The organism is Gilliamella sp. wkB292, assembly GCF_001690235.1.
Classification (GTDB): domain Bacteria; phylum Pseudomonadota; class Gammaproteobacteria; order Enterobacterales; family Orbaceae; genus Gilliamella; species Gilliamella apicola_F.
The window spans coordinates 17051-40541 of record NZ_LZGO01000011.1 but is presented as its reverse complement, the minus strand read 5'-3'; the positions used below and the strand labels follow the sequence as shown (position 1 = coordinate 40541).

Here is a 23491-nt window from a genome sequence, read left to right as displayed (position 1 = left end):
TTAACTTAATTAGGCAAAATTATTTTAATTGTTTAATATATTGAACAATTATTAAAAATAATGTACATTTTGTTACAAATAAAAAACAAAAGGTAAGGAGGCGATATGAATGGTTTTAGTTATTTGAAAACAGCCATAAAACGCAAAAATTTATCGTTACAAACAGTTGCTGATGCCTGCCAAATGACCAAAGGTTATTTGAGCCAACTAATTAATGATAAAATCAAAAATCCTAGTGCTCAAAAGTTACAATCACTCCATCACTATTTGCAAATTGATCCCAATTGTAAACATAAAAAAGTAGGGGTTATTTTTGGAAAGTTTTATCCACTACATACTGGCCATATTTATCTTATTCAACGAGCTATTAGCCAAGTTGACGAACTTTATGTGATTCTTTGTTCCGATACGATGCGAGATATGGCGCTATTTAAACAAAGCGCAATGTCACGCCAACCAACAATTAACGATAGGATTCGTTGGTTATTACAAACGTTTAAATATCAAAAAAATATCCATATTGAGCTTTTAGAAGAAGATGGTATTCCTTCATATCCAAATGGTTGGAATGAATGGAGTGATCGCGTTAAAAAGTTATTTAAGGAAAAAGGCATTAATCCTAGTTGTGTCTATTCCAGTGAACCACAAGATGTAGCGATGTATAAAGATTTATTCGATTTAGATACAGTGCTTATTGATCCTACACGCCGATTTATGCAAGTTAGTGGAACACAAATTCGCCAAGCGCCTTTAAAAAATTGGCAATATATTCCAACTGAAGTTAGACCGTTTTTTGTACGAACTGTCGCTATTCTTGGTGGTGAATCAAGCGGTAAATCGACATTAGTCAATAAGTTAGCCAATATGTTTAATACCACTAGTGCTTGGGAATATGGTCGTGATTATGTATTTTCTCAACTTGGTGGTGATGAACGAGCATTACAATATGCTGATTACGATAAAATTGCTTTAGGACATGCACAATATATCGATTTTGCAATCAAACATGCCAATAAAGTATCGTTTATTGATACTGATTTTATTACTACGCAAGCATTTTGCAAAAAATATGAAGGTAAAGAGCATCCATTTTTACAGGCCATGATCAATAACTATCGATTTGATCTGGTTATTTTATTGGGTAATAACACGCCTTGGGTTGCTGATGGATTACGTAGTTTAGGTAGCCCAAAACAGCGAAAGGACTTCCAGCAACTACTTATCTCATTATTAGAAAAAAACCATATTAGTTATGTTCAAATCGATTCACCTGACTATGATGAACGATATTTACGCTGTATTGAACTAGTCAATCAACTTATTAACGATGAAGAGTCTTAATCATGAATAAATTAGCCAATTTTATTATCACTATAGGACGTAATCGATTTTATCCTTACTTCTGTGTACTTTGTGTCACCTTAGCTTTTTTATATACAGATCCATTTAATAACTTCAATTTACGTTATGCCGTATCGTATGCTGGTGCATTTTGTGGATTGTTATGTGTAATCTTATTAGCTAAACGCAAAAACTTAGGGAATGTGCTAGGAATGCTAGCCGTAGTCGCTGAGTGTTGTGCTAACTTTCTTGGTGGCAATATTGGTGCAGGCTTGCCTACTTTTTACTATTTTGGTTCACATGTTTATGGGTTAATCACTTGGCAAAAAAACCTGGATAGTCATCAACATGTCAAAGTCCGATCACTTAGTGAGCAAGCTTTTTTATATACCCTCATTTTTCTGATTATAGCTGTTTTTTTTAATGTCTATTTAACTAATGCTATTGGCGTAGATAATACTATATATCAACTTATCACAAACTGTTTTATTTTTGGATTAGGTGTGGTCGCTCAACTTTTACTAATGATGAGATATTCATTCAATTGGTATTTGTGGGTGATTTTAAATGTCTTGGTTATTGGTTTAAATATTTATACCAATAATATTATCATTGCAACTCAATATCTGATTTATTTGTTCAATGCTATTTATGGAATTTGTGAATGGAAAAATTCTGAACAAAAACAGTAAATTGTTGCGTTAGAGTCAGGTATAGAAGTTCAATTGTGCGTTTTAGAATAAAAGGATACTAAAAAAAGTAAAACGCCCAAATAAGAATCTATAAAATATAGATTATATAGTTAGTATAAAACGTAATACGTAACAATTACCAAACTAACTTAAGATCGCCACAAATAAGAAAGGCCTAGAATAAAATCTAAATGCATTAAAATAAAAGCCATCAATCAATTTGATGGCTTTTATTATTCAATATCACCTTTTACTAACGGAACAAACTTAACATCACCAACAGTATTGACAATAAAATTATCACCGTCTCGTTCAATAACCTGCAAAATTTGTTTATGTTCATTACCTACCGGTATAACCAATCGACCTTTATCGGCTAATTGTTCGAGTAATTTACTAGGCACCTCAGATGCAGCAGCCGTAACAATAATACCATCAAAAGGACCTCGTTCAGGCCAACCTAACCAACCATTTCCATGACGAGTTGAAATATTGTGAATATCTAACTGTTTTAAACGCCGTTTAGTATTCCATTGTAAACTTTTAATCCTTTCTACAGAACAAACATGATCAACTAACTTAGCTAATATCGCCGTTTGATAACCCGAACCTGTTCCAATTTCAAGTACTCTTGAATGAGGTTCTAGTTTCAATAATTCTGTCATTTTGGCGACAATGTAAGGTTGTGAAATAGTTTGCCCACTACCAATAGGTAAAGACCGATTATCATAAGCCTGATGAGAAAGCGCCTCATCAACAAAATGCTCCCTAGGAATAGCAGCAAACGCTGTTAAGACACGCTCATCTTTGATTCCTTGCTGACGCAACAATTTAATTAAAGATTGCATTTTTAAACTTTGCATGTATTTACTCACTTCCTATTATCAATTCACGTATCACGCTTGTTGCATAACAACCTGATGGTAAATAGAATTTCAAATTAACATTATTATCATCTAACCATTGCCAACTCAATTGTGATGGATAAACGACTATCGAACGTCTTGCTGTTTCAACGCGCTCTTTGGCAAATAATGAGTTAAAATTAGACCAAATTTGTAAACAAGATTGCTCAAATTCTAAAGCGACAGATGTTGTCCCTAATGGCGAATCACCAACCATAGGTGCTGTTATATTGATTTCACCTTGATGTACACGTTGTTGTAAAGAGGGTAACTCTTCAGCTTGGGCAACAAACCAACTGCCACGACCAGCAAGCTGTAATATATCACCATCAAGCACTGTTTGATGCAAATTCTGTGCAATTCGTTGGCTGACAATATTATTAAAAATTGCACTTCGAGCAGCGGAAAGATAAAAGCTACGCTTTTTACGATCAGTAACAGATATTTCACCATTAGCCCATTTTATTGCTTGAATAACATTATTTTGCTCACGACCAAAACGTTGTTCACCAAAATAATTTGGTACACCAAATTGTTTAATCAAAGCTAATTTTGATTCAATTTCGGATTTATCGCTTAATGATGTTAGGTTGATATTAAAATAGTTGCCTTTTAATGCGCCTATTTTTAATTTCTTATTATGGCGAGTTACTTTTAGTATTTTACATCCATCTAAATTAAAATTCGAAAAATCAGGCGTAGCTTGACCTGGCATATGTAAACTAAACCACTGTTGAGTGACAGCTTGACGATCTTTTAACCCTGCATAACTCACAAATTTAGCCGAAATACCGACATATTTTGCCAACTGCTCGGCAACAAAAATTGTATTGCAATCGCGTTTTTCCAAAAAAACAAAAACATGTTCACCATCGTTGGTCAACTCAAAACCAAGATCTTCTGTAACAACAAAATCTTCAAATTTTTGTTTATACTGGCCGATTGTGGTGGGTTTTCCATAAAAATAATTTAGTTCAGCTAACACAGATACTACCTATTTTTTTAATTTAATTGTCTTTAACTATTTTAGTTAATAACACTACTGCTTCACAAGCAATACCTTCTTTACGTCCAGTAAAACCCAATTGTTCAGTGGTTGTTGCTTTGACACTAATTTGATCAAAATGAACATTCAGATCCTCGGCGATATTAATCCGCATTTGATCAATATGGGGGCGCATTTTTGGTTCCTGTGCAATTATTGTGGTATCTAAATTAACCAGTTGATACCCCTTAGCTTGTATTGTGCTATAAACTTTTTTTAATAATATACGACTATCTATACCTAAGTATTGCGGATCGTTATCAGGAAAAAACTTGCCAATATCACCTAATGCTAATGCGCCGATTAAAGCATCAGTAATAGCATGTAATACAACATCGCCATCGGAATGAGCTATCAGACCATATTGATAAGGAATTTTCACGCCGGCAAGAGTAATTGGCCCTTCACCGCCAAATTTATGAACATCAAATCCATGCCCTATTCTCATACTAGTACCTACTTTGAAATTGAATGAGTTAAATAAAAAGTGGCTAATGCTAAATCCTCAGGTTGAGTAATTTTTATATTGTCTCGGCGACACTCAACTAATAGAGGATGTCCTCCACAATACTCAATAGCAGAAGCTTCATCGGTGATAGTTACATGATTATTCAACGCATTGAGTAAACATGATTTGAGTACTTTAGCTGTAAATAATTGAGGGGTTGCAGCTGCCCATAAATGTGTTCTATCTTCTGAACGTTCAATCATTTTATCATTGTCTTGATAGGCACGCTTTATCGTATCACTGACGCGAGTGGCTAAAATGCCACCTTTCTGTGAATCTAACACAATATTAATTAAATGCGTAATATCGTCATGATGAACGCAAGGCCTAGCTGCATCATGCACTAAAGCCCAATCATCATCTTGCAACAAATGTAAACCAGCCAAGACAGACTCGGCACGAGTTTTACCGCCTATCGTGATTTTTATTTTATCATGCGCAGCAATAGCAAGTGTGTTAAATATCACATCTTCTGGGCTAATAACAACGATAATTTGTGCTATTTTTGGATGTGATAATAACTTATTTAAGGTGTGCTCGATAACCGTCATGGAGCCAATTTTTAAATATTGTTTTGGTAATTGGCTACGCATTCGACAACCTATTCCTGCCGCTGGAACAATGGCCGTAATATTACAATTCCTATTCACTGCATTATGCCTTAACGATGTTGTGTTTTTGAATCAACAATAATTCGATAAAAATATTCATTGGGCTTGACCATACCTAAATGGCTACGCGCTCGCTCTTCTATCGCTTCCGAACCACGCTGCAAATCATTAATTTCGGCAAACATCTGTTCATTACGGTCTTTCAATTGCGCATTTTGTTCATGAAGATCTGCCAATATTTGAACATTATCTTGATAATCATAAACATTATTTTTGCCATACCACAATGAGTATTGCAAATAGCTAAGTACAGCTAATAAAATTAATGGGACTTTCCATCTAATCATGAGTTTTATCTAACCACTAAATTTAGATACATTTAACTGGTTTCGGTAAACCAGCAAGTTTAGTTGCCTGTTTTGCCGGACCATCAGGAAATAACTTATACAAATAGCGACTATTGCCTTTTTCAGTGCCAAATTTTTTTTCCATAGCTTTGACTAATGCTCGAATAGCTGGCGAAGTTTTATATTCTAAATAAAAATCACGAACAAATAAAATCACTTCCCAATGCGCATCAGTTAATTCAATGGACTCTTTAGCTGCTAAGAGTGGAACTAAATCAACAGTCCAATCCTGCCAATTTTTTAGATAACCTTTATCATCGGTTGGTATTTGACTTAACATTTTTATAAACACGCTGTTTTATTTGAATCATATTATACTCATTTAAAGAAATGATGGCACTATTTTGATGGTAAAAGCATCATAACACGAATATTGACCGCAAATTTGATGAAATTTAAAGCAAACGATGAAAAAATTGAAAATAGCTATTTACAAATTCATAAGTCTCCTTTAATATTCACAGCCATTGCGGAAGTGTGGCTGAGCGGTTGAAAGCACCGGTCTTGAAAACCGGCGAGGGGCGACCCTCCCAGAGTTCGAATCTCTGCGCTTCCGCCATCTTTCCTAAAGATTGTTCAATTAGTCGCAATTCAAGTTTTAATAAACAGCTTTACTTAAAAAATATCCCTTAGAATATACTGTAACCCTTAAATTTATTACTCCTCCAAAACATTAGATTATTATAAATAAAAACGAATATAAGTCTTAATCCAGCTAAATAGAAATTAACCACATTTCACTGTTTTTGAGCATAAACCAATAGACAATAGACGATACAGAAAATATTTATTCAGTTTTACATCTGTCTTCAGATAAAAAGTAAATAAAGTAACAGTAAAGATTTTATTTTATCCAGCAACTACTATACAATCTGTCATCAAATAAGGTGATTATCTAGAGTCGCAATAGGAAATGATCACTTAAACCAAAAATGGATGCTTGCCTTTACGCAATACCGATTATTTGATTTATTAAAAGGAGATTAAGCTTGAAAATATACACAGCACCTGGAGCACGATCTTTGGCTGTTATCTGGGCTTTGGAAGAAATAGGTCTTCCTTATGAAGCAATCCGGGTTGAAATACACACAGATAATGCGGTCGTCAAATCACCTCATCCTTTTGGTAAAGTACCATTTTTAACGGAAGGGAGTTTTTCATTAAGTGAAACGTTGGCCATATGCCTTTATATTTGTGAAAAGAGACAAAATACGTTATACCCTGCGAATTTACAAGAAAAAGCTATTATCAATTCTTTAATCAGTTTTTCGATTACTGACTTAGAAACGCCACTTTCTTGCCTTGCTAAACAGATACTGTTTACTCCTAAAGATAAGCAATGGCCAGAATTTATCGATTACTTTAAAAAACAAACCATTGATGTTTTGTCTAGGATAGAACTAAAAGAAACAAATGCATGGCTCATTGGTGATACCTTTACGTTAGCAGATATCTTTTTATCTCATCGATTAATGTTTGCAAAAGCATTTGGCATTATGTTGGACAAAAAACTTGAAAACTATCTTCAAAAAGCGACGAGTAGACCGGCATTTTTGAAAGCTCATAAAATAAATGATAATTAATTCTCATTTATTTTACGTTTTTGATTAACCGCTTCATGGCGTTTTTTTTGACTGAACCCTCTTTACTGAATTGGATTTGTTAAGCCATGAGCAAGTAAGTCGTGAACCACTACTTTACCGTTACCAATTGACTGATTTGGGACAAATTTATCAATACGTTATTAAGCAGTACTGTAAAGTTAACTCATTCTTAATATAATTATACAAATGAAGATAAGTAAATTTTATCAACAACATCATTATTAATAAACTTAGTAAGTATTTCACCAAAAAACTTAGCTTTAACTTTGACTGTACATCATATTATTTTAGTCCATACTAGTTTAAAACAATCCAGTTTTTCAGAAGTAGCTCCAAAGGTAAAACAAAGATTTACACAAAAGGTGAACTATGATTAATTTATACAAAATCAATTAGTTAAATTATAATTCTTTTTCTGTGCTTCTACCATTTTTTCTAAAGATTGTTCAATTAGTCTCAATTCAAGTTTTAATAAACAGCTTTCCTTCAAAAATATCCCTTAGAATATATTGTAACCTTTAGATTTATTATCTCCTCCAAAATACTAGATTTTTATAAATAAAAAACGAATAACCTTAAAATGATTCAATTAAACTTTACCAATACAATATTTGTATATTTAATGCCTATTCAACAGCGCTGATACTAAATTAATGGTATCTTGTTCAATCTGATCATTAAGATTCTTATCATTTTTATACACTACATTAATATTAATCAATCCTTCAAGAATCACCATCAGTGTATTTGCCAAAGACGCTTTATCGGAATACTCTTCAAGTTTTGAATAAATTAGGCTTCTAACAAATTCTTTATGCACCATGAGTATATCTGATACGCAAGGTAAGGTTTCTCGCATTTCCTCCACTGCACGCATGAATAAACAGCCATTATAATCGACTTCGGAAAACCATTTTTTATGCCATTTGAATATTCCTAAAATCGCATTTTTACCATTAAGTCCTTTAATAGAATCATCAAGTTTTGAACAAAATATTAAGTCTCTATGTTTCAATACTTCCATTATAAGTTTATCTTTGCTTCCAAAGTGATTGTATAAAGTCGTTTTTGAGCATCCTGATATATCCCTAATATCATCTACCCCTACACTTGAAAAACCAGTCCGATAAAACAGTTTTTCTGCCGTCTTAATAATTAATTCATCTGTTTTTTTCAAAATAAATCACCTAAATAAATTGCAGAGTGAACAGATCTGTACTATTATCAGATTGGTGTACAGATCTGTTCATATTATCTATTCATACATTATAACTTACAAGGAAAACTATTAATGAAATTCTTTTTTTGGGGTAGTGAAAAACTACCTAATAGACCTAAATTACTTGATTTATTTCAAGGACTGTTAGGCGGAACTTTGGCAATTTTAACTCTGGAATATCTGACTATCTATTCTGGTAGCTATTTTATTATGGCCCCGTTTGGCGCTTCATGTGTCATCTTATTTGCTGTTTCTCAGTCTCCTCTTGCACAACCAAGGAATGTAATTTTTGGGCATCTTATATCAGCATTTATTGGTCTAGTATTTTTAAAATTATTTGGTGATTCAATTTTTATTACTGCTTTAGCGGTGGGTTGTGCTATTGCAGCAATGCAATTCTTAAGATGTGTACATCCACCTGCAGGTGCTAATCCGTTGGTTATACTGTTAACAGCAAGTCAGGTTAATTACGATTTCAGCTTTTTATTGTTTCCCGTGCTCTCGGGCTCTATTTCCCTAGTAATCATAGCCTATGTTATTAACAATCTACTATCTAAAAACCAGTGGCCAATTTATTGGTTAGCATTTTTTAATAATAAAAAGGAGAAGTAATTAAAATACCTTTAAATGTACTAAGGAAGTAACCTATCGATATGCAATATATATTATGGATCTTGTATCGATAAAAGACACCTAGAAAAGATAACCGAGCGCTTATAATTGGTAAAGCAAGATAATAACCAACGATTAACTTGTCAATGTATACAATCTATTGATATTGACACATATGACACCTGCTCTTTTGGATTTGTATACCATTATGCAACCATATCAAAGGGATGAATAGTCGCTAATAGACGCCAACATAATAAATTCTCATCCAAATTAGTCGGTTTTTTTCTTAAAACAGACACGATTAAAGATAAACCAGATCAGCCGTAATTTAATTTACTAAATGAGTTATTTTAATAGCAAGATTCGGGTTTTTAATCGTTCTGATTTTGTTTATCATCAATACGTATCATAGAGAAAAACATAAATAAGTTATCAACAGGTAAATATACTGTATTGGTTAATAAAACTAATCAACGGTCAAATACTAAAAAAATTCAAACAACATGTATAAAAGATAACTTAGGAATGGTAATTGCAGCTAGAGCAAATAAAGATTTATACGCCTATCTTTACTAAACATCGCTCGTTATTACCAGAGCAAAGACAAATTCGATAATTTTCAAATAGGCAATGAGTAGAAAGATATAACGTTTATCTCTCTTCATTGAAGACTTGACCGAGAAAATACTTTTGTTAGGAAATTGATAAAGTTTGATATTTCTTTAGTGTTTATTAGACCTGTATCTCAGAAAAATATGGCACAATTTATTAATGATACTGTAGGGTGCCTATCACCCATAACTTCATTGGTTTGCAGAAAAGGAATATTCAAAGTGAATAAACAAAAACAGAGAGATTTTGATCGAATAAAAAAAGCCATTGGATATTTGAATGAAAATTATAAATTTCAACCAACGCTCGAACAGGCCGCAGAACATGTACATTTAAGCCCTTATCATTTCCAGCGTATGTTTTCTAATTGGGCTGGAGTGAGCCCTAAACAATTTCTAAGATATATCAGTATTACTCACGCTAAAAATCTTCTAAAAGAAGAAAATGTCTCATTATTGGATGCCACCTATGAATTAGGTTTGTCGAGTACCAGCAGGTTGCATGATCTGTTCATTGATATTGAAGGTATGACGCCGGGAGAATATAAAAATGATGGTGAAAACTTATCAATTAATTATAGTTTTATTGAAAGCCCTTTTGGTGAAACCATCATTGCATCAACAACAAAAGGAATTTGTTATCTTGCTTTTGTTGAGGATGAACAGTCATCACTTCAATCATTGAAAGCGTTATATCCTAATGCGCAATATCGACAATGTACTGACCAGATTCAACAAAATGTAATCTTCGTATTTACGCAAGACTGGTCAAAACTAGCTAAAATAAAGCTGCATATTAAAGGTACGGATTTTCAACTTAAGGTGTGGCAGGCTTTGTTATCCATCCCTATGGGAAAACTTTCAACTTATAGCAACATAGCAAACAAGATACATAATCCCAAAGCGAGTCGTGCGGTTGGCTCTGCTATTGGTGATAACCCAGTGGCTTTCTTAATTCCTTGTCATAGAGTTATAAAATCAACAGGATTATTAGGGCAATACCATTGGGGTAGTGACCGCAAAGCAGCCATGATCGGTTGGGAAGGTGTTAAACTAGATCTTGAACGGAGGGAATAACCAAAAAGAACATCGTTGAGAATTAGCAAAAAAATAAAGGCAGGCTAATAAAGTTTAATGGTTATATAAAAAATCCACGGAAAGCTAAATTGCAAGACTGAAAAGTACAATAGATATGAGAGGTATTTTGGAAAAAATAAACTTTATGGCGACGCTATACTCATGAAAAAAATAATATTTTATAAAATTATTAACAATCAAATGATTATCATCTTGTCACTGTTGTGTAAAACATCTAATTCACGAGCAATGTAACATATATATTGTCCTAATCTAAATCCAACATAAATATCCATATAACTATTTTTGGTTAACATTTCCTATTATTCATAAAAATAAATAGCGACTATAGAATCTTTTTTCAAGAAGTGTCAATGAACTAAATTTATCAAATATAAAACAAAAGGTTAATATTTTAGCAAGATTCGGATTGTTAGTAAGATTGAGAAAATGCAAATATAACTATGAAGTGTCAGTATGAGGAAAATAACAACATGGACAAATTACTAATTCATAAGATTTCTTATTCCAATTTATGTGCGCAATTCTCTGAACAAATAATAATAGCTGTGCTGCCGATTATAGCAGTACTATCTATACATGCTTCAGCGTCTGAAACAGCATTTATACAAATGATAAATACGTTACCTTTTCTATTATTATCGATTCCAATGGGAATACTTGCAGATAGAGTATCTAGAAAGAAATTGATGATCATAATGGAAATTGTTCGTGCAGCAGCCATATTTATATTGTTTTATTTGACATTTTTAGGGAATCTGACAATAAATAAAATTGCATTATTCGGTTTTTTTATAGCAATTGGTACTGTTATTTACAGTGTAGCAAGTCCCGCTTTAGTCGCATCTTTTGTCATAAAAGATCAGTTAATTAATGCCAATAGATCAATAGAAATTGCCAAAAGTGTGGCTTTTACTGCCGGTCCAGCATTCGGTGGTATTCTTGCTGGCATTTATTCAGGAGGATTAGCATTCATATTGGCTTTTTTACTTTCAATCATCAGTGCCTTTTTTCTAATATGTTTACCCAAGGAGCCTGTACAAAAAAAATCAGAAAGAAACATAATTCAAGAACTATGTGATGGTTTTATTTTTTTACTTAAAAATAAATATTTAAGACCTATAACGATAACAGCTTTTGTCTTTAATTTATCATTTAATTTGTTATTATCAATATTTGCTTACTATACTATCAATAATCTCTCCTTTACTTCATTTGAAGTCGGAATATTATTAAGCCTAATCGGTTTAGGAATGTTTTTGGGATCCGTTCTATACAAGTTTATATCTACAAGAATAAATTTTGGATGCCAACTGACTTTAGGGCCTATATCAGCTTTTGTAGCTTCAATATTAATGCTTTTAACTACCATATATCCTGTCAAAGAATTGGTTTTTATATCTTTTTTCTGTTTTGGATTTGGACCCATCATATGGACCATATCTACAGTCTCGCTAAGGCAGTTAGTTACGCCTAATAATATGATAGCGAAAATATCTTCAGTGATCATGACGGTTACTTTTGGTGCCCGGCCTTTAGGCGCTGCTTTAGGTATATACATAAGTGCAAATTTTGGTGTAACTAATTGCATTTTCGCTGTTTTTATCGGTTTTTTTATTCAGTTAGCAATTATTCTTTTCTCAAAACCAGCCAACTTAAAAAAATTATCAGATGCAGAGAAATAATGTTAAAAAAGGTTGAAAATGTGTTGTTATGTGAAATATTGTTCCAAGTGTGACTTTTCTCATTTTAAAGAGAAAATTCAGCAAGAGTTTGATGCTTCTAACCCTAATGGTGATAAGGGATTTTGTCTATCTTTTAGTGGAGACGGGGTTTATCCTTATACATCAATAAATACCTTTCCGCCATATACTGATGCACTTGACATCATAGGTAATAACCGTTTAAATCAATCATTACACACTTTTAGCCAAATGGGGTTATTTAGCGAAGAGCCTACCGGTGAAGATGATGGCAAACCTATTTATCGTTACAGTTTAACCCCTTTTGGGCAACAGCATCTTCACCGTCAATCATCAACTGATGTTTTTTGTTTTGGTCGAATTGTTGTGCAGAGCCTTAAAAATTCATATGAGGATATGTCTACTCATGACGATGAAATAACTTATATTTCTGGAAGAAAAATAAAACCAGTCTATTTTGAATTTACCATCGAAAATTTGCCTGAAGATTGGTTAAAAGCCAATATGCCTTTTATCAAAGAATTATATGAAAAAAAATGTAAGAGCTTTTAAGCGAAAAAGAAGGACGTTATAAAGCGTATTTTTCCAAGGAAACCGGCGCCAAAGAGTGGCATATTGTAAACGGAATTATAATTCATAATGGATTTTTTTACATCAAAGGGAGTAACGAGATTTAAAAAATTGGCGGTATTAGGTATTTTTTAACAGTATTAAAGATTAATGTTGCTTGCGAATACAAATATTATTAATTATAAAATAATAAATAATAGGAAATAAACAATGGGTAAATTGCGTGGAGTTAGATGGTCGCCATGCTGCTCGTAACAAACGATCATTTATTTCATCATCAACACAAAATGAAAACCAATTTTGATTATTGATACAATAATTTGACTAATATTGAAATCCTCCTCCATACATCTAGATTAATTTAAACCAAATATGCAAATAAGTAACTAAAAATCTGTCTAAATTTCACATATCATCACATTTTATAAAATACATGGTTTTGATAATCAAAACAGCTTGGCAAATTACTAAACATTGTTTAAGATGTTGGTTATAAAAAATATAAATTTGTGAAAGTTATTATAGATTTAGTGTTTAATCAACTTAATCAAACCACTGATTCGTACAGGATGTTTTATTAAAATAATAAACTGTGGGCTATGGAGAAAAAATTACTTTTACATAAAAATTATCTATTTTGCTTTAGTAAATATTCAAATTTAATTAAGGAAGAAAAAGGAAAACATATGTCAAATAGTTATCAAAATGAAGTCCCTCCTGCTCGCGTAAATATTCATTTAGATCTCCACACTGGTGGTGCTAAAAAGAAAGTTGAATTACCGCTAAAGGTATTATCTATTGGCGATTATGGTCGGGGCAAAGACAAACGTCCATTATCTGAAAAAGAAAAAGTCTCAATTAATAAAAATAATTTTGACGCCGTGCTGAAAGATTTCCGACCTGAAGCCACAATTAGTGTTCCGAATACACTTGCTGACGATGGAAGTGATATCAGCATTAATCTCGCATTTGAATCTATGAATGATTTCTCGCCTGAACAAATTGCAAAAAAAATCCCACAATTACGCTCGTTATTGGCGATGCGCAATTTGTTAAGAGATTTGAAATCCAATTTGTTAGATAACGCTACATTTCGTTATGAGCTAGAAAAAATCGTGAAAGATGAACAGTTATCCGATGAGCTTCGCGCTGAATTAGAGGCCATTGTAGCTGAAAGTACTAAATAGATAGGTTTATTAATAACTCTATTTAGAAACTTTCTAAAAAGGAATACTGTGTTTGATACGAATGTAAGGAAAAAATGATGACTGTACAAAAAGAACAAAACAATGCAAATAAAGTAGCATTAGAAGATAACGGTAGTGTTTATCAATCTTTATTCAACAAAATTAATTTAAATCCAATTGAAAAAGCGAGCGAAATTGATAAATATGAAGATAATGACGTGTTGTCAGAATCTTCACAAGATGAACGAGTTACTATAGCTGTTAATATCCTTCTTAAACTGATTCAAAATTCTTCTCAAAAAATTGAAAAACTCGATAAACATTTATTAGATTATCATATTAGCCAAATAGATCAAAAATTGAGCCGCCAACTTGATGCTATTATGCATAATGAGACATTTCAAGAAATTGAAGCAACTTGGCGTGGATTAAAATTTCTAGTAAACCGTACCGATTTTCGTCGTAATGTGAAAATTGAATTATTAGATGTATCCAAAGAAGAACTACGTCAAGATTTTGAAGATGCCCCTGAAATTATCCAAACCGGTTTTTATCGACATACCTATATTCAGGAATATGATACACCAGGTGGTGAACCAATTGGTGTAACAATTTCAAATTATGAATTTGATCGTAATCCACAAGATATTGCTTTATTACGTAACATTTCAAAAGTTTCAGCAGCAGCACATATGCCATTTATCGGTTCAGTAGGACCTAAATTCTTTGGTAAAGAAACGATGGAAGAGGTCGCAGCGATAAAAGACATCGCCAACTATTTTGATCGTGCAGAGTACACCAAATGGAATAGTTTCCGTGATACTGATGATTCTCGTTATGTAGGATTAACATTACCAAGAGTACTTGCACGTCTACCTTACGGACCTGATACTGTGCCCGTACGCAGTTTCAACTATATTGAAGACGTTAAAGGTCTTGAACATAACCGTTACTTATGGGCTAATGCTTCGTATGCTTTTGCAGCTAATATGGTACAAAGTTTTATACGCAATGGCTGGTGTGTTCAAATTCGTGGCCCTCAAGCTGGTGGACTAGTTGAAGACCTACCTATCCATCTTTATGATTTAGGAACAGGTAATCAAGTTAAAATTCCAACAGAAGTTCTCATTCCTGAGACACGTGAGTTTGAATTCGCAAATTTAGGTTTTATTCCTCTATCTTTCTATAAAAATAGAGATTATGCATGCTTCTTCTCAGCTAATTCAACACAAAAACCTGCACTTTATGATACAAAAGAAGCCACAGCAAATAGCCGTATCAATGCGCGTTTGCCTTATATTTTCTTATTATCACGCATTGCACACTATTTGAAAGTCATTCAACGTGAAAATATCGGTGCAACAAAAGATCGTCGTGTGTTAGAGCTCGAATTAAATAAATGGATTAGTAATCTTGTTACCGAAATGACCGATCCAAGCGATGAAGTTCAAGCAGCACATCCATTACGAGAAGCGAAAGTAATGGTTGAGGATATTGAAGATAACCCAGGATTTTTCCGTGTTAAAACATTTTTAATTCCTCATTTCCAGATTGAAGGAATGGATATTAATTTGTCAATGGTATCACAAATGCCTAAAGCCAAAGCGTAATATCATTCATATAAATACTGGGAGTGTTACGATACATGAAAATTTTTCGTCCTTTATGGAATGAAGGTGTCTTTTTGACACCTCAACAATTCCAACAACAGGCATTGTGGAATCAATTTTCATCACAAAAATTAGCCGCCATGTCGGTGGCTAATCCGTGGGGAATTGAAAAGCTGACTATAGATACGCAAGCGCTAACAGCTGATCGCCTCATGGCTGAATCTATTAGTATCCGTTTTCCTGATGGCGTGGTCATTAATACCGATATTGCAGATAAATTACCGGAAATTAGATCACTCAATACAGAAATCCCTGTCGAGCTTGAAGAGGTTACTGTTTTGGTCGGTATTGCTTTACTACAAGCAAACGGGGGCAACTGTTTACAAGATAATCAGCGCCTTGAGCGACCTTTACGTTATCGACAAGAATGGATTGAAGTAACTGACTTATTTGGTCAAAATGCTGAAACCATTGCTGTAGAACGTTATGCTTTAACGTTTCTATTCGACTTTGAAGATCATAGTGATTACCTAACCTGCCCAATTGCTAAGTTAAAGCGTGATTTAAATGGTCGATTTGTTCTAGACTTTGACTATATTCCACCACTTATGAATCTCTTCACTCAAAGTGGCGCACTATTAAAAGAGTTAGAACTGCTCTGTGTTCAAATACAAGCAAAACGCCAGCGCTTAATGGGTATGCGTCATGAACGTAATCAGCAAATGGCTGAATTTGCAATTGCTGATGTCTCTTTATTTTGGCTCTTAAATGCATTAAACACTTTTGAACCACAACTTAAGTTCTTACGGGATAATCCAACTATTCATCCGGAAAATCTTTATCAAACGCTAACTGCACTAACAGGTGCTTTACTAACATTTTCATTAGCGAATGACGTTGATGATATACCAGCTTACCAACATGCAACACTTAATGAAGTCTTTCCGCCGCTTTTTGGGTTAGTCCGCAACTTGTTAGAAGAAAGTCTACCATCTCGCGTGATCAAAATTGACCTAGTTCATGACAAAGATACGCTGTGGACTGGCCGCTTAAATGATTCTCGCCTTGTTGAAGATGCGGATTTTTATCTTTCTGTTCGTTCAAGTATGCCGGGTCATCAATTGCAATCGCAATTTCCTATTTTATGTAAAGCAGGCGCACCTGATGATGTAAGACAAATTATACATTCAGCTCTGTCGGGTATACCTATAAAAGCACTAAGTCATGTACCTGCGGCAATACCGATGCGTTTAGAAAATCAATATTTTGCATTGGATCTTTCAAACCAAGCGGCAAAAAATATGTTGCTAACCCGATGTTGCGAATTTTATGTCCCAAGGGCGATGCCTGATATTTCAATGGAACTGTTCGCGGTTTTGCGATCTTAGGAAAACAATATGAGTATAGAACCTCAAAAAGTGGTTATTGATGAATTGCTAAGAGATTCAATCTTAGTGGTGGTACAACTGAAAGCTAAAGCAGATATCCCATCTGGTCACAAATTATATGAACTTTGTAAACAACAAGTAATGGCCGTTAGGGAAAAATTGTTTAACGCTCAATACAGTAAAGACGTGATTGATGATATCAGCTATGCATTGTGTGCATTATTAGATGAAACAGTCTTGCTTTGTGATCGCGATAATCCTAAAAATCAAGATTACGATGAATGGTTAGGTGCACCATTACAAGTTATCTTTTTTAATACTCATAATGCCGGCAATGACTTATTTGACAAAGTTCGTGCACGATTAAAAGCAGATAAAAAAGACTTTTTAGTGTTAAGTTGTTTTGATCGTGTATTAGGATTAGGCTTTCAAGGTCGTTATCTTGATAAACCGCAAATGGAACGAGAACATCTCATTTTAGCCTTGCGCGAAGCTTTGCGTGAATATGAACCAGAGCAATCACATCCAATAATTGAACAAACACAAACTCATCGTTATTGGGGGCGAAAGACAGTCTTATTATCTTGCACTGGATTATCGATAGTTGCCGTCGTAGCGCTATATTTTGTATTAAATTATCGACTCGATACATTGATTCAACAAATTGTCGGTTAAAAGGGAGTTTTATGAGCGATTACCCTAAGCGTATCCAGATTATTTACGCAGTCATATTGAGCCTATTGTTACTGTTTGTTTTTTTACCCATAACCATTGGTTGGAAAATAATTGGAACTATTGTAATTATAGTGATTGCGGGTGGACTTTTATGGCGACTAAAGCGATACCGACAAATACTTGCTTCATCAACAGCCAATATCCAATTTTTAACTCAAAAACTGGATTTATTGCCAGCAAGACAACGTTATCGTTTACCAATTTTATTGGTAACAGGTAGTGCCGCGAAGGATTTTTTCCCTAATGATTTATCATTAGCTGAATCAAATGTTTTAGTCTCATCTGAAGCGGTTTGGATTTATGTTGAAGAGTTTTCACATCTACCAATTGTCTATGATTCATTAATCTCAAAATGGCCTGACATGTTAGGTCGAGTTGGTATATTTTTAGCTATTGCACCTGAATTAGAAGATAAACAAGGATTATTGATTGCAAAATTACAAGCATTTCGTCAATCTTGGGTTGACACATGCCGCATTGCAAAATATCAATTACCTGTCTATATATCTACACATGTTGGTTTTAATGATTTAATTTATGATGAACAAAATCCATTACCAATTTACTGGTTTCAATTAGTTAATGAGCGCTTATACTTACTTGATCGTTATTTATCACCAATTGATAACTGGGTAAATGACATCAAAATTTCGTCTGACGAACGAGAACGTCGATTACGACTTAGACCTTTCTTGCTCGAAACCCAGTCTTGGATTGAACATGTCGTATTAAGTACACTAACAGATTCAAAACAGCCTATTACCAAATGTGTACCAACAGGGATGGCTATTTATCCTACTAATCAATCTATTACTAGCGATAACGTTATCCAAAAATTGTGGGAAAGTTTGACCACCTTATCACTTCCTAATACACATAAAATACAAGAGATCATCAGTCCTCCTGATGCGTTAGTTAAGTTTATGCCAATTGCATACCCATTTTCGCCAATTTGTACAATGATTTGCGGTTTAGTCATTATCACATCCCTTTTTGGAATGGGCTGTTTGGGTGCATCGTTTTGGAACAACCTCAAACTTGCCGAGCAAGTTCAGAATGATATTCATCATTACCAGTTAATTCCTATGGACTCTTATGATGAAAAACGCCAAGCACTTGAACAATTAAAAAATGATAGAGCAATCCTAAATCAATACCTTGCACAAGGTGAGCCTGTCCGTTTAGGTATGGGGCTTTATCAAGGTTTACGACTTATCGAACCATTAAATATCACAATGAGTGATTATGTGGCCAAACCACCTGAGCCTGAAAAAATTATTGTCAAAGAAACTGAAGTGGTAGTCAAAGAACCACCAGTGATTCGTTTGGATAGTTTATCACTCTTCGAAGTGGGTCAATCAAACCTAAAACCAGACTCAAGTAAAATATTGATTAACGCTTTAATGGAAATGAAAAACCAGATTAATGCTAATCAAGGAACAGGCTGGCTTATTTTAATTACCGGTCATACCGATTCGACAGGTGATGAAAATAAAAACTTAACGCTATCGCTTGAACGAGCTGTTGCGGTAAGAAACTGGATTATCAAAACCAGTGATATTCCAGAAACGTGTTTTGCAATACAAGGATATGGGGCTAAAAAACCGTTAGTGGATAATGATACCCCTGAACATCGTGCCAAAAATAGGCGTGTAGAAATTAGTTTAATTCCTCAAGTGTCAAATTGCATTTTAACGAACCATAAATAAAAATCAGTAACAAAAACAAAAGGAGTAAATACAATGGCAGTCCCAGCATATATGTTTCTAAAAGATGACGGTGGTGCAGAAATAAAAGGTTCTGTAACGGTAGTCGGACGTGAAGGTAGTGTAGAAGTGGTTGAATTTGATCATAAAGTTTACATACCTACTGATGGTAATACTGGAAAATTGACCGGAACTCGCGTACACAAACCACTAGAATTTGTGAAAGAAGTCGATGCTTCATCACCTTACCTTTATAAAGCAGTGACCACTGGTCAAAACTTAAAATCTGTTGAAATTAAATGGTACAAAATTAATGATGCAGGACAAGAAGTCGAATACTTTAATACATTAATGGATGGTGTAAAAGTGGTATCGATTAAACCTGAAATGCATAACATTAAAGATCCAACTAAAGAGCAATACAATCACTTAGAACGTGTTGAACTACGTTATGAAAAAATAACTTGGACTTACAAAGATGGCAATATAATCCACTCTGACAGTTGGGTTGAAAGCCGAGGCTAATGTCGCATCGGTTGATCCTGTTATTAATAGGATCAACCATTATTGGTTATTATTAAAAGAATAAAAGGAATATTCATGATTGCTGATCCTTCTGTGTTATTAAGACGACTAAATCCCTATTGTGCAAAGGCTCTTGAAGCAGCCGCGGGATTATGCCAAACACGCGCACATACTGAAATTACTTTAGAACATTGGTTATTAAAATTATTAGAACAAGGTTCAGGAGATATTACGGTTATTGCAAGGCATTATCAACTCGACATGGATAGCATTTGGCAAGGTTTACTCAGTTATCTAGATGCATTACCCCATACAATTAATGAAAAACCCAGTTTATCATCATCGTTGATTGCCATATTACAATCAGCATGGTTACAAGCTTCATTAGAAGATAACGAAGACATGATTCGTTCCGTGCATATTTTGCAAGCACTGCAAAAAACACCTCATTGTTTGAAAGCACAAAATGCATGGCAATTATTAAGTTTATCAGCTATTTCATTACACAAAATGCGTGCAATGTTAGATGAAATGTCTGATGAAAATCCAAGTAATCAATATCGCTATTCTGCTGAAGAGCTCACTCATACAGAAGATCAATTAGATGGGGCCTTGCAAACCAATACCAACGAAAACACGACAGAAACTAAAACACCACAACCATCTGTTTTAAATACAAAAAATAAACAAAACCATCAACAAGCAGCCCTTAGTCGTTTTACTGAAAATGTCACCGAAAAAGCCAAAACAGGTAAAATTGATCCCGTATTTGGTCGTGATGACGAGATTCGTCAAATGGTAGATATTTTATCTCGACGCCGTAAAAATAATCCAATTTTAGTAGGTGAACCGGGGGTTGGGAAAACTGCATTAGTCGAAGGATTAGCATTACGTATTGCAGAAGGTAATGTACCCAATAATCTAAAAGATGTCAGTATACTTACGCTAGACCTCGGATTATTACAAGCAGGTGCTGGTGTTAAAGGTGAATTTGAACAACGACTGAAAAATGTGATTGACGCGGTTCAGCAATCGCCAACTCCAATATTACTGTTTATTGACGAAGCACATACGATTATCGGGGCTGGAAATTCTGCTGGTGGTGCAGATGCGGCTAACTTATTAAAACCTGCGTTAGCCAGAGGTGAACTTAGGACTATTGCTGCCACAACATGGTCAGAATACAAACAATACTTTGAAAAAGATGCTGCACTTGAACGTCGGTTCCAAATGGTTAAAGTCGATGAACCGAATGATGAAAAAGCAAACCTTATGTTACGCGGACTAAAATCACGTTATGCAAAACATCACGGCGTTCACATTCTTGATGAAGCAGTTAAAACAGCAGTGTTGCTATCTCGACGCTATATTAGTGGCCGACAATTGCCAGATAAAGCTGTCGATCTATTAGATACTGCCTCGGCGCGAGTTAGAATGGGACTTGATACCATTCCTGAATCAATAACAATAATTGAAGCTAAAATTGATGCACTCACTATTGAAAAACAAGCGATTGAAGCCGATGCTTTGCTTGGTGAAACGACATCAACAGAGCATATAACCGAAATCGATAACCAATTAAAACAATTAACACAACAATTAACTGACGAGCAAACCCAGTTTCAAAAAGAAAAAGAATTAGTTGAAAAATTAATTGAATTACGCAAACAATTAACACCTAAAGCCGATAAAAAATTACGTAAACAACTACTTGATACTCAAAAAGAGTTAACAAAGCTACAAGGTACCACACCATTATTATCACTCGATGTTGATAGTCGCACCGTATCTTCTGTTATTGCCGATTGGACCGGCGTGCCTTTAGAAAGTTTATTAAAAGATGAACAAAGCCATTTACTAACTCTTGAAGACGATCTGCGTTCACGTGTAGTTGGTCAAGATAATGCCTTGCATGAAATTGCCAAGCGAATTCGCGCAGCTAAAACCGGACTCACGTCAGAAGAAGCACCAATGGGCGTATTTTTACTGGTTGGACCATCAGGAGTTGGTAAAACAGAAACGGCTTTAGCATTAGCTGATACATTATTTGGTGGTGAACAATCGCTAATTACTATCAATATGTCTGAGTATCAAGAATCTCACACAGTATCACAGCTAAAAGGATCACCGCCGGGTTATGTTGGGTATGGTCAAGGCGGCATATTAACAGAAGCCGTCAGAAAGCGTCCTTATAGTGTTGTTTTATTGGATGAAGTGGAAAAAGCACACCGTGATGTACTAAACCTATTTTATCAAGTTTTTGATCGTGGCTTTATGCGCGATGGTGAAGGCCGCGAAATTGATTTCCGCAACACACTAATTTTAATGACATCGAATTTAGGCAGTGATGAATTGATGACACTTTTTGAACAAATGCCTCAAGCAGATGTTGCTACCCAACATGAATTATTGCGCCCAATTATTCGAGAACACTTTCAACCGGCACTACTTGCCCGTTTCCAGACCGTTATTTACACCCCACTAAGCGACAATGCCTTACGGCATATTGTGGAAATGAAGTTGAACAAAGTCGCGTCTCGATTACAAAAACATTACAAAATTGATTTTAATGTTGGCAAACAGCTCTACGACCAATTAGTTGCCGCGTGTTTACTCCCAGATACCGGAGCCAGAAATATCGACAGTATTTTGAATCAACAAATTTTACCCGTAGTTTCAAGCTTACTGTTACAAAATATTAACCATAAAGAAACAACGCAAACACTAATTCTCGATTTTGATGAAAATGACGGCATTATACTTGAGTGGGCTAAACAGCAAAATCAAAAACGAAAACCGAGAAAAGTACGGAACACTAAACTTGAAAAGTGACATCTGAATATAGCATATCAACCCTTTATAAACGACATTGAGGAATAAACTTAACAAAAAAGTATCTAAATTTTTGCAGCAGTTTGAAGAGATTATGGTGTGTTTGGTTTATTAAAGATAGCGGGATCAAATTCGATAATATTGAACCGCGCCCTTTACTAAGGATTGATCGGCTACTGTTAAACAGTAGTTTATTTATCAAGTTATTATCTTTAGATATAAAATTATTAAAACAATTGCAAACGTAATATAAAAAATAATGATACAGAAACTCGGTTATCTTATCGTGAAATTAGGTTAAAGGAATATAAAATGGGTGAAAATATTGTTCGATTAGGAGACCCAACAACGCATGGAGGTTCTGTCATTTCGGCTTCATCAACAATGACTATTGAAGGCAAACCAGCTGCGTTGATAGGCGATCTTGTTAGTTGCCCCAAAAAAGACCATGGAGTGAATAAAATAATTGAAGGTGCCAAAACCGTTTTTTCAGATGGCAAAGCTGTGGTGATAAACCAGTGCTCATGTGAATGTGGTTGTAAGGTTCTTTCCACAATTAACACGGCTGAAATGGAGTAA

Annotated in this window: 23 protein-coding genes and 1 tRNA gene; 17 read left to right on the top strand and 7 right to left on the bottom strand. The window is 34.3% G+C overall.

Annotated features, from left to right (window positions below):
* The first annotated feature begins 105 nt into the window (after positions 1-105).
* Positions 106-1341, top strand: a complete 1236-nt coding sequence (gene nadR, locus A9G09_RS00660) for a multifunctional transcriptional regulator/nicotinamide-nucleotide adenylyltransferase/ribosylnicotinamide kinase NadR (RefSeq protein ID WP_065633000.1) — start codon at positions 106-108, stop codon at positions 1339-1341.
* A 2-nt stretch (positions 1342-1343) separates the two neighbouring features.
* Complete coding sequence (gene pnuC, locus A9G09_RS00655; RefSeq protein WP_065632999.1) at positions 1344-2033, top strand: nicotinamide riboside transporter PnuC; 690 nt, start codon at positions 1344-1346, stop codon at positions 2031-2033.
* 233 nt (positions 2034-2266) lie between these two features.
* On the opposite strand, the gene A9G09_RS00650 is transcribed toward pnuC, so the two are convergent.
* The 6 genes from A9G09_RS00650 to A9G09_RS00625 are packed head-to-tail and all read right to left on the bottom strand — an operon-like array spanning position 2267 to position 5789.
* Complete coding sequence (locus tag A9G09_RS00650; RefSeq protein WP_065632998.1) at positions 2267-2896, bottom strand: protein-L-isoaspartate(D-aspartate) O-methyltransferase; 630 nt, start codon at positions 2894-2896, stop codon at positions 2267-2269.
* Between the two features lie 4 nt (positions 2897-2900).
* The gene (truD, locus tag A9G09_RS00645) at positions 2901-3923 is read right to left on the bottom strand and encodes a tRNA pseudouridine(13) synthase TruD (RefSeq protein ID WP_065632997.1); all 1023 of its coding nucleotides are present in this window, start codon (positions 3921-3923) and stop codon (positions 2901-2903) included.
* Between the two features lie 22 nt (positions 3924-3945).
* A complete protein-coding gene (ispF, locus tag A9G09_RS00640; RefSeq protein ID WP_065632996.1) occupies positions 3946-4431 on the bottom strand; it encodes a 2-C-methyl-D-erythritol 2,4-cyclodiphosphate synthase in 486 nt (161 codons plus the stop codon).
* A gap of 8 nt (positions 4432-4439) precedes the next feature.
* Positions 4440-5141: a 2-C-methyl-D-erythritol 4-phosphate cytidylyltransferase gene (gene ispD, locus A9G09_RS00635; protein ID WP_081297412.1), complete on the bottom strand. Its 702-nt coding sequence runs from the start codon at positions 5139-5141 to the stop codon at positions 4440-4442.
* Between the two features lie 11 nt (positions 5142-5152).
* A complete protein-coding gene (gene ftsB, locus A9G09_RS00630) occupies positions 5153-5449 on the bottom strand; it encodes a cell division protein FtsB (RefSeq protein ID WP_065632994.1) in 297 nt (98 codons plus the stop codon).
* 22 nt (positions 5450-5471) lie between these two features.
* Positions 5472-5789 (bottom strand): TusE/DsrC/DsvC family sulfur relay protein, encoded by a 318-nt coding sequence (locus A9G09_RS00625; protein ID WP_065632993.1) that lies wholly within the window; start codon positions 5787-5789, stop codon positions 5472-5474.
* Between the two features lie 191 nt (positions 5790-5980).
* On the opposite strand from A9G09_RS00625, the gene A9G09_RS00620 reads away from it, so the two are divergent.
* Both A9G09_RS00620 and A9G09_RS00615 read left to right on the top strand, forming a co-directional pair.
* Positions 5981-6068 (top strand) — tRNA-Ser (locus tag A9G09_RS00620).
* A 430-nt stretch (positions 6069-6498) separates the two neighbouring features.
* On the top strand, positions 6499-7092 hold the full coding sequence (locus tag A9G09_RS00615) for a glutathione S-transferase family protein (RefSeq protein WP_065632992.1): 594 nt from the start codon (positions 6499-6501) through the stop codon (positions 7090-7092).
* Between the two features lie 640 nt (positions 7093-7732).
* Here A9G09_RS00615 and A9G09_RS00610 read toward each other — a convergent pair.
* On the bottom strand, positions 7733-8290 hold the full coding sequence (locus tag A9G09_RS00610) for a TetR/AcrR family transcriptional regulator (RefSeq protein WP_065632991.1): 558 nt from the start codon (positions 8288-8290) through the stop codon (positions 7733-7735).
* Positions 8291-8404: 114 nt separating this feature from the next.
* On the opposite strand from A9G09_RS00610, the gene A9G09_RS00605 reads away from it, so the two are divergent.
* The 13 genes from A9G09_RS00605 to A9G09_RS00550 all read left to right on the top strand — a co-directional run bounded on the left by A9G09_RS00605 (position 8405) and on the right by A9G09_RS00550 (position 23491).
* Entirely contained in the window at positions 8405-8944 is a 540-nt protein-coding gene (locus tag A9G09_RS00605) for an HPP family protein (protein ID WP_065632990.1), read from the top strand.
* A 108-nt stretch (positions 8945-9052) separates the two neighbouring features.
* Positions 9053-9175, top strand: coding sequence for a DUF1848 family protein (locus A9G09_RS13140; protein WP_081297410.1), 123 nt, complete (start codon positions 9053-9055; stop codon positions 9173-9175).
* Between the two features lie 605 nt (positions 9176-9780).
* Positions 9781-10635, top strand: coding sequence for a methylated-DNA--[protein]-cysteine S-methyltransferase (locus A9G09_RS13115; protein ID WP_065632989.1), 855 nt, complete (start codon positions 9781-9783; stop codon positions 10633-10635).
* A 494-nt stretch (positions 10636-11129) separates the two neighbouring features.
* Positions 11130-12341 carry an MFS transporter gene (locus A9G09_RS00595; protein WP_065632988.1) on the top strand — a complete coding sequence of 404 codons (1212 nt, stop codon included), beginning with the start codon at positions 11130-11132 and terminating at the stop codon, positions 12339-12341.
* A gap of 30 nt (positions 12342-12371) precedes the next feature.
* The gene (locus A9G09_RS00590; RefSeq protein ID WP_141671488.1) at positions 12372-12911 is read left to right on the top strand and encodes a hypothetical protein; all 540 of its coding nucleotides are present in this window, start codon (positions 12372-12374) and stop codon (positions 12909-12911) included.
* Positions 12912-13615: 704 nt separating this feature from the next.
* Entirely contained in the window at positions 13616-14116 is a 501-nt protein-coding gene (gene tssB / locus A9G09_RS00585) for a type VI secretion system contractile sheath small subunit (protein ID WP_065632986.1), read from the top strand.
* Between the two features lie 77 nt (positions 14117-14193).
* Positions 14194-15726, top strand: coding sequence for a type VI secretion system contractile sheath large subunit (tssC, locus tag A9G09_RS00580; protein WP_065632985.1), 1533 nt, complete (start codon positions 14194-14196; stop codon positions 15724-15726).
* A gap of 35 nt (positions 15727-15761) precedes the next feature.
* Positions 15762-17114 (top strand): type VI secretion system baseplate subunit TssK, encoded by a 1353-nt coding sequence (gene tssK, locus A9G09_RS00575; protein WP_065632984.1) that lies wholly within the window; start codon positions 15762-15764, stop codon positions 17112-17114.
* Positions 17115-17123: 9 nt separating this feature from the next.
* Complete coding sequence (gene tssL, locus A9G09_RS00570) at positions 17124-17789, top strand: type VI secretion system protein TssL, short form (protein ID WP_065632983.1); 666 nt, start codon at positions 17124-17126, stop codon at positions 17787-17789.
* 11 nt (positions 17790-17800) lie between these two features.
* On the top strand, positions 17801-19558 hold the full coding sequence (locus A9G09_RS00565) for an OmpA family protein (RefSeq protein ID WP_065632982.1): 1758 nt from the start codon (positions 17801-17803) through the stop codon (positions 19556-19558).
* Between the two features lie 33 nt (positions 19559-19591).
* On the top strand, positions 19592-20080 hold the full coding sequence (locus tag A9G09_RS00560; RefSeq protein ID WP_065632981.1) for an Hcp family type VI secretion system effector: 489 nt from the start codon (positions 19592-19594) through the stop codon (positions 20078-20080).
* A gap of 75 nt (positions 20081-20155) precedes the next feature.
* Entirely contained in the window at positions 20156-22912 is a 2757-nt protein-coding gene (tssH, locus tag A9G09_RS00555) for a type VI secretion system ATPase TssH (protein ID WP_065632980.1), read from the top strand.
* Between the two features lie 312 nt (positions 22913-23224).
* Complete coding sequence (locus A9G09_RS00550) at positions 23225-23491, top strand: PAAR domain-containing protein (RefSeq protein ID WP_065632979.1); 267 nt, start codon at positions 23225-23227, stop codon at positions 23489-23491.

Excerpts from the sequence above, each read along its gene's own strand:
- nadR (WP_065633000.1), top strand. The coding sequence starts at position 106 with ATGAATGGTTTTAGTTATTTGAAAACAGCCATAAAACGCAAAAATTTA.
- pnuC (WP_065632999.1), top strand. The coding sequence starts at position 1,344 with ATGAATAAATTAGCCAATTTTATTATCACTATAGGACGTAATCGATTT.
- A9G09_RS00650 (WP_065632998.1), bottom strand. The coding sequence starts at position 2,896 with ATGCAAAGTTTAAAAATGCAATCTTTAATTAAATTGTTGCGTCAGCAA.
- ispF (WP_065632996.1), bottom strand. The coding sequence starts at position 4,431 with ATGAGAATAGGGCATGGATTTGATGTTCATAAATTTGGCGGTGAAGGG.
- ftsB (WP_065632994.1), bottom strand. The coding sequence starts at position 5,449 with ATGATTAGATGGAAAGTCCCATTAATTTTATTAGCTGTACTTAGCTAT.
- A9G09_RS00625 (WP_065632993.1), bottom strand. The coding sequence starts at position 5,789 with ATGTTAAGTCAAATACCAACCGATGATAAAGGTTATCTAAAAAATTGG.
- A9G09_RS00605 (WP_065632990.1), top strand. The coding sequence starts at position 8,405 with ATGAAATTCTTTTTTTGGGGTAGTGAAAAACTACCTAATAGACCTAAA.
- A9G09_RS00595 (WP_065632988.1), top strand. The coding sequence starts at position 11,130 with ATGGACAAATTACTAATTCATAAGATTTCTTATTCCAATTTATGTGCG.
- tssB (WP_065632986.1), top strand. The coding sequence starts at position 13,616 with ATGTCAAATAGTTATCAAAATGAAGTCCCTCCTGCTCGCGTAAATATT.
- tssC (WP_065632985.1), top strand. The coding sequence starts at position 14,194 with ATGACTGTACAAAAAGAACAAAACAATGCAAATAAAGTAGCATTAGAA.
- tssK (WP_065632984.1), top strand. The coding sequence starts at position 15,762 with ATGAAAATTTTTCGTCCTTTATGGAATGAAGGTGTCTTTTTGACACCT.
- tssL (WP_065632983.1), top strand. The coding sequence starts at position 17,124 with ATGAGTATAGAACCTCAAAAAGTGGTTATTGATGAATTGCTAAGAGAT.
- A9G09_RS00565 (WP_065632982.1), top strand. The coding sequence starts at position 17,801 with ATGAGCGATTACCCTAAGCGTATCCAGATTATTTACGCAGTCATATTG.
- A9G09_RS00560 (WP_065632981.1), top strand. The coding sequence starts at position 19,592 with ATGGCAGTCCCAGCATATATGTTTCTAAAAGATGACGGTGGTGCAGAA.
- tssH (WP_065632980.1), top strand. The coding sequence starts at position 20,156 with ATGATTGCTGATCCTTCTGTGTTATTAAGACGACTAAATCCCTATTGT.
- A9G09_RS00550 (WP_065632979.1), top strand. The coding sequence starts at position 23,225 with ATGGGTGAAAATATTGTTCGATTAGGAGACCCAACAACGCATGGAGGT.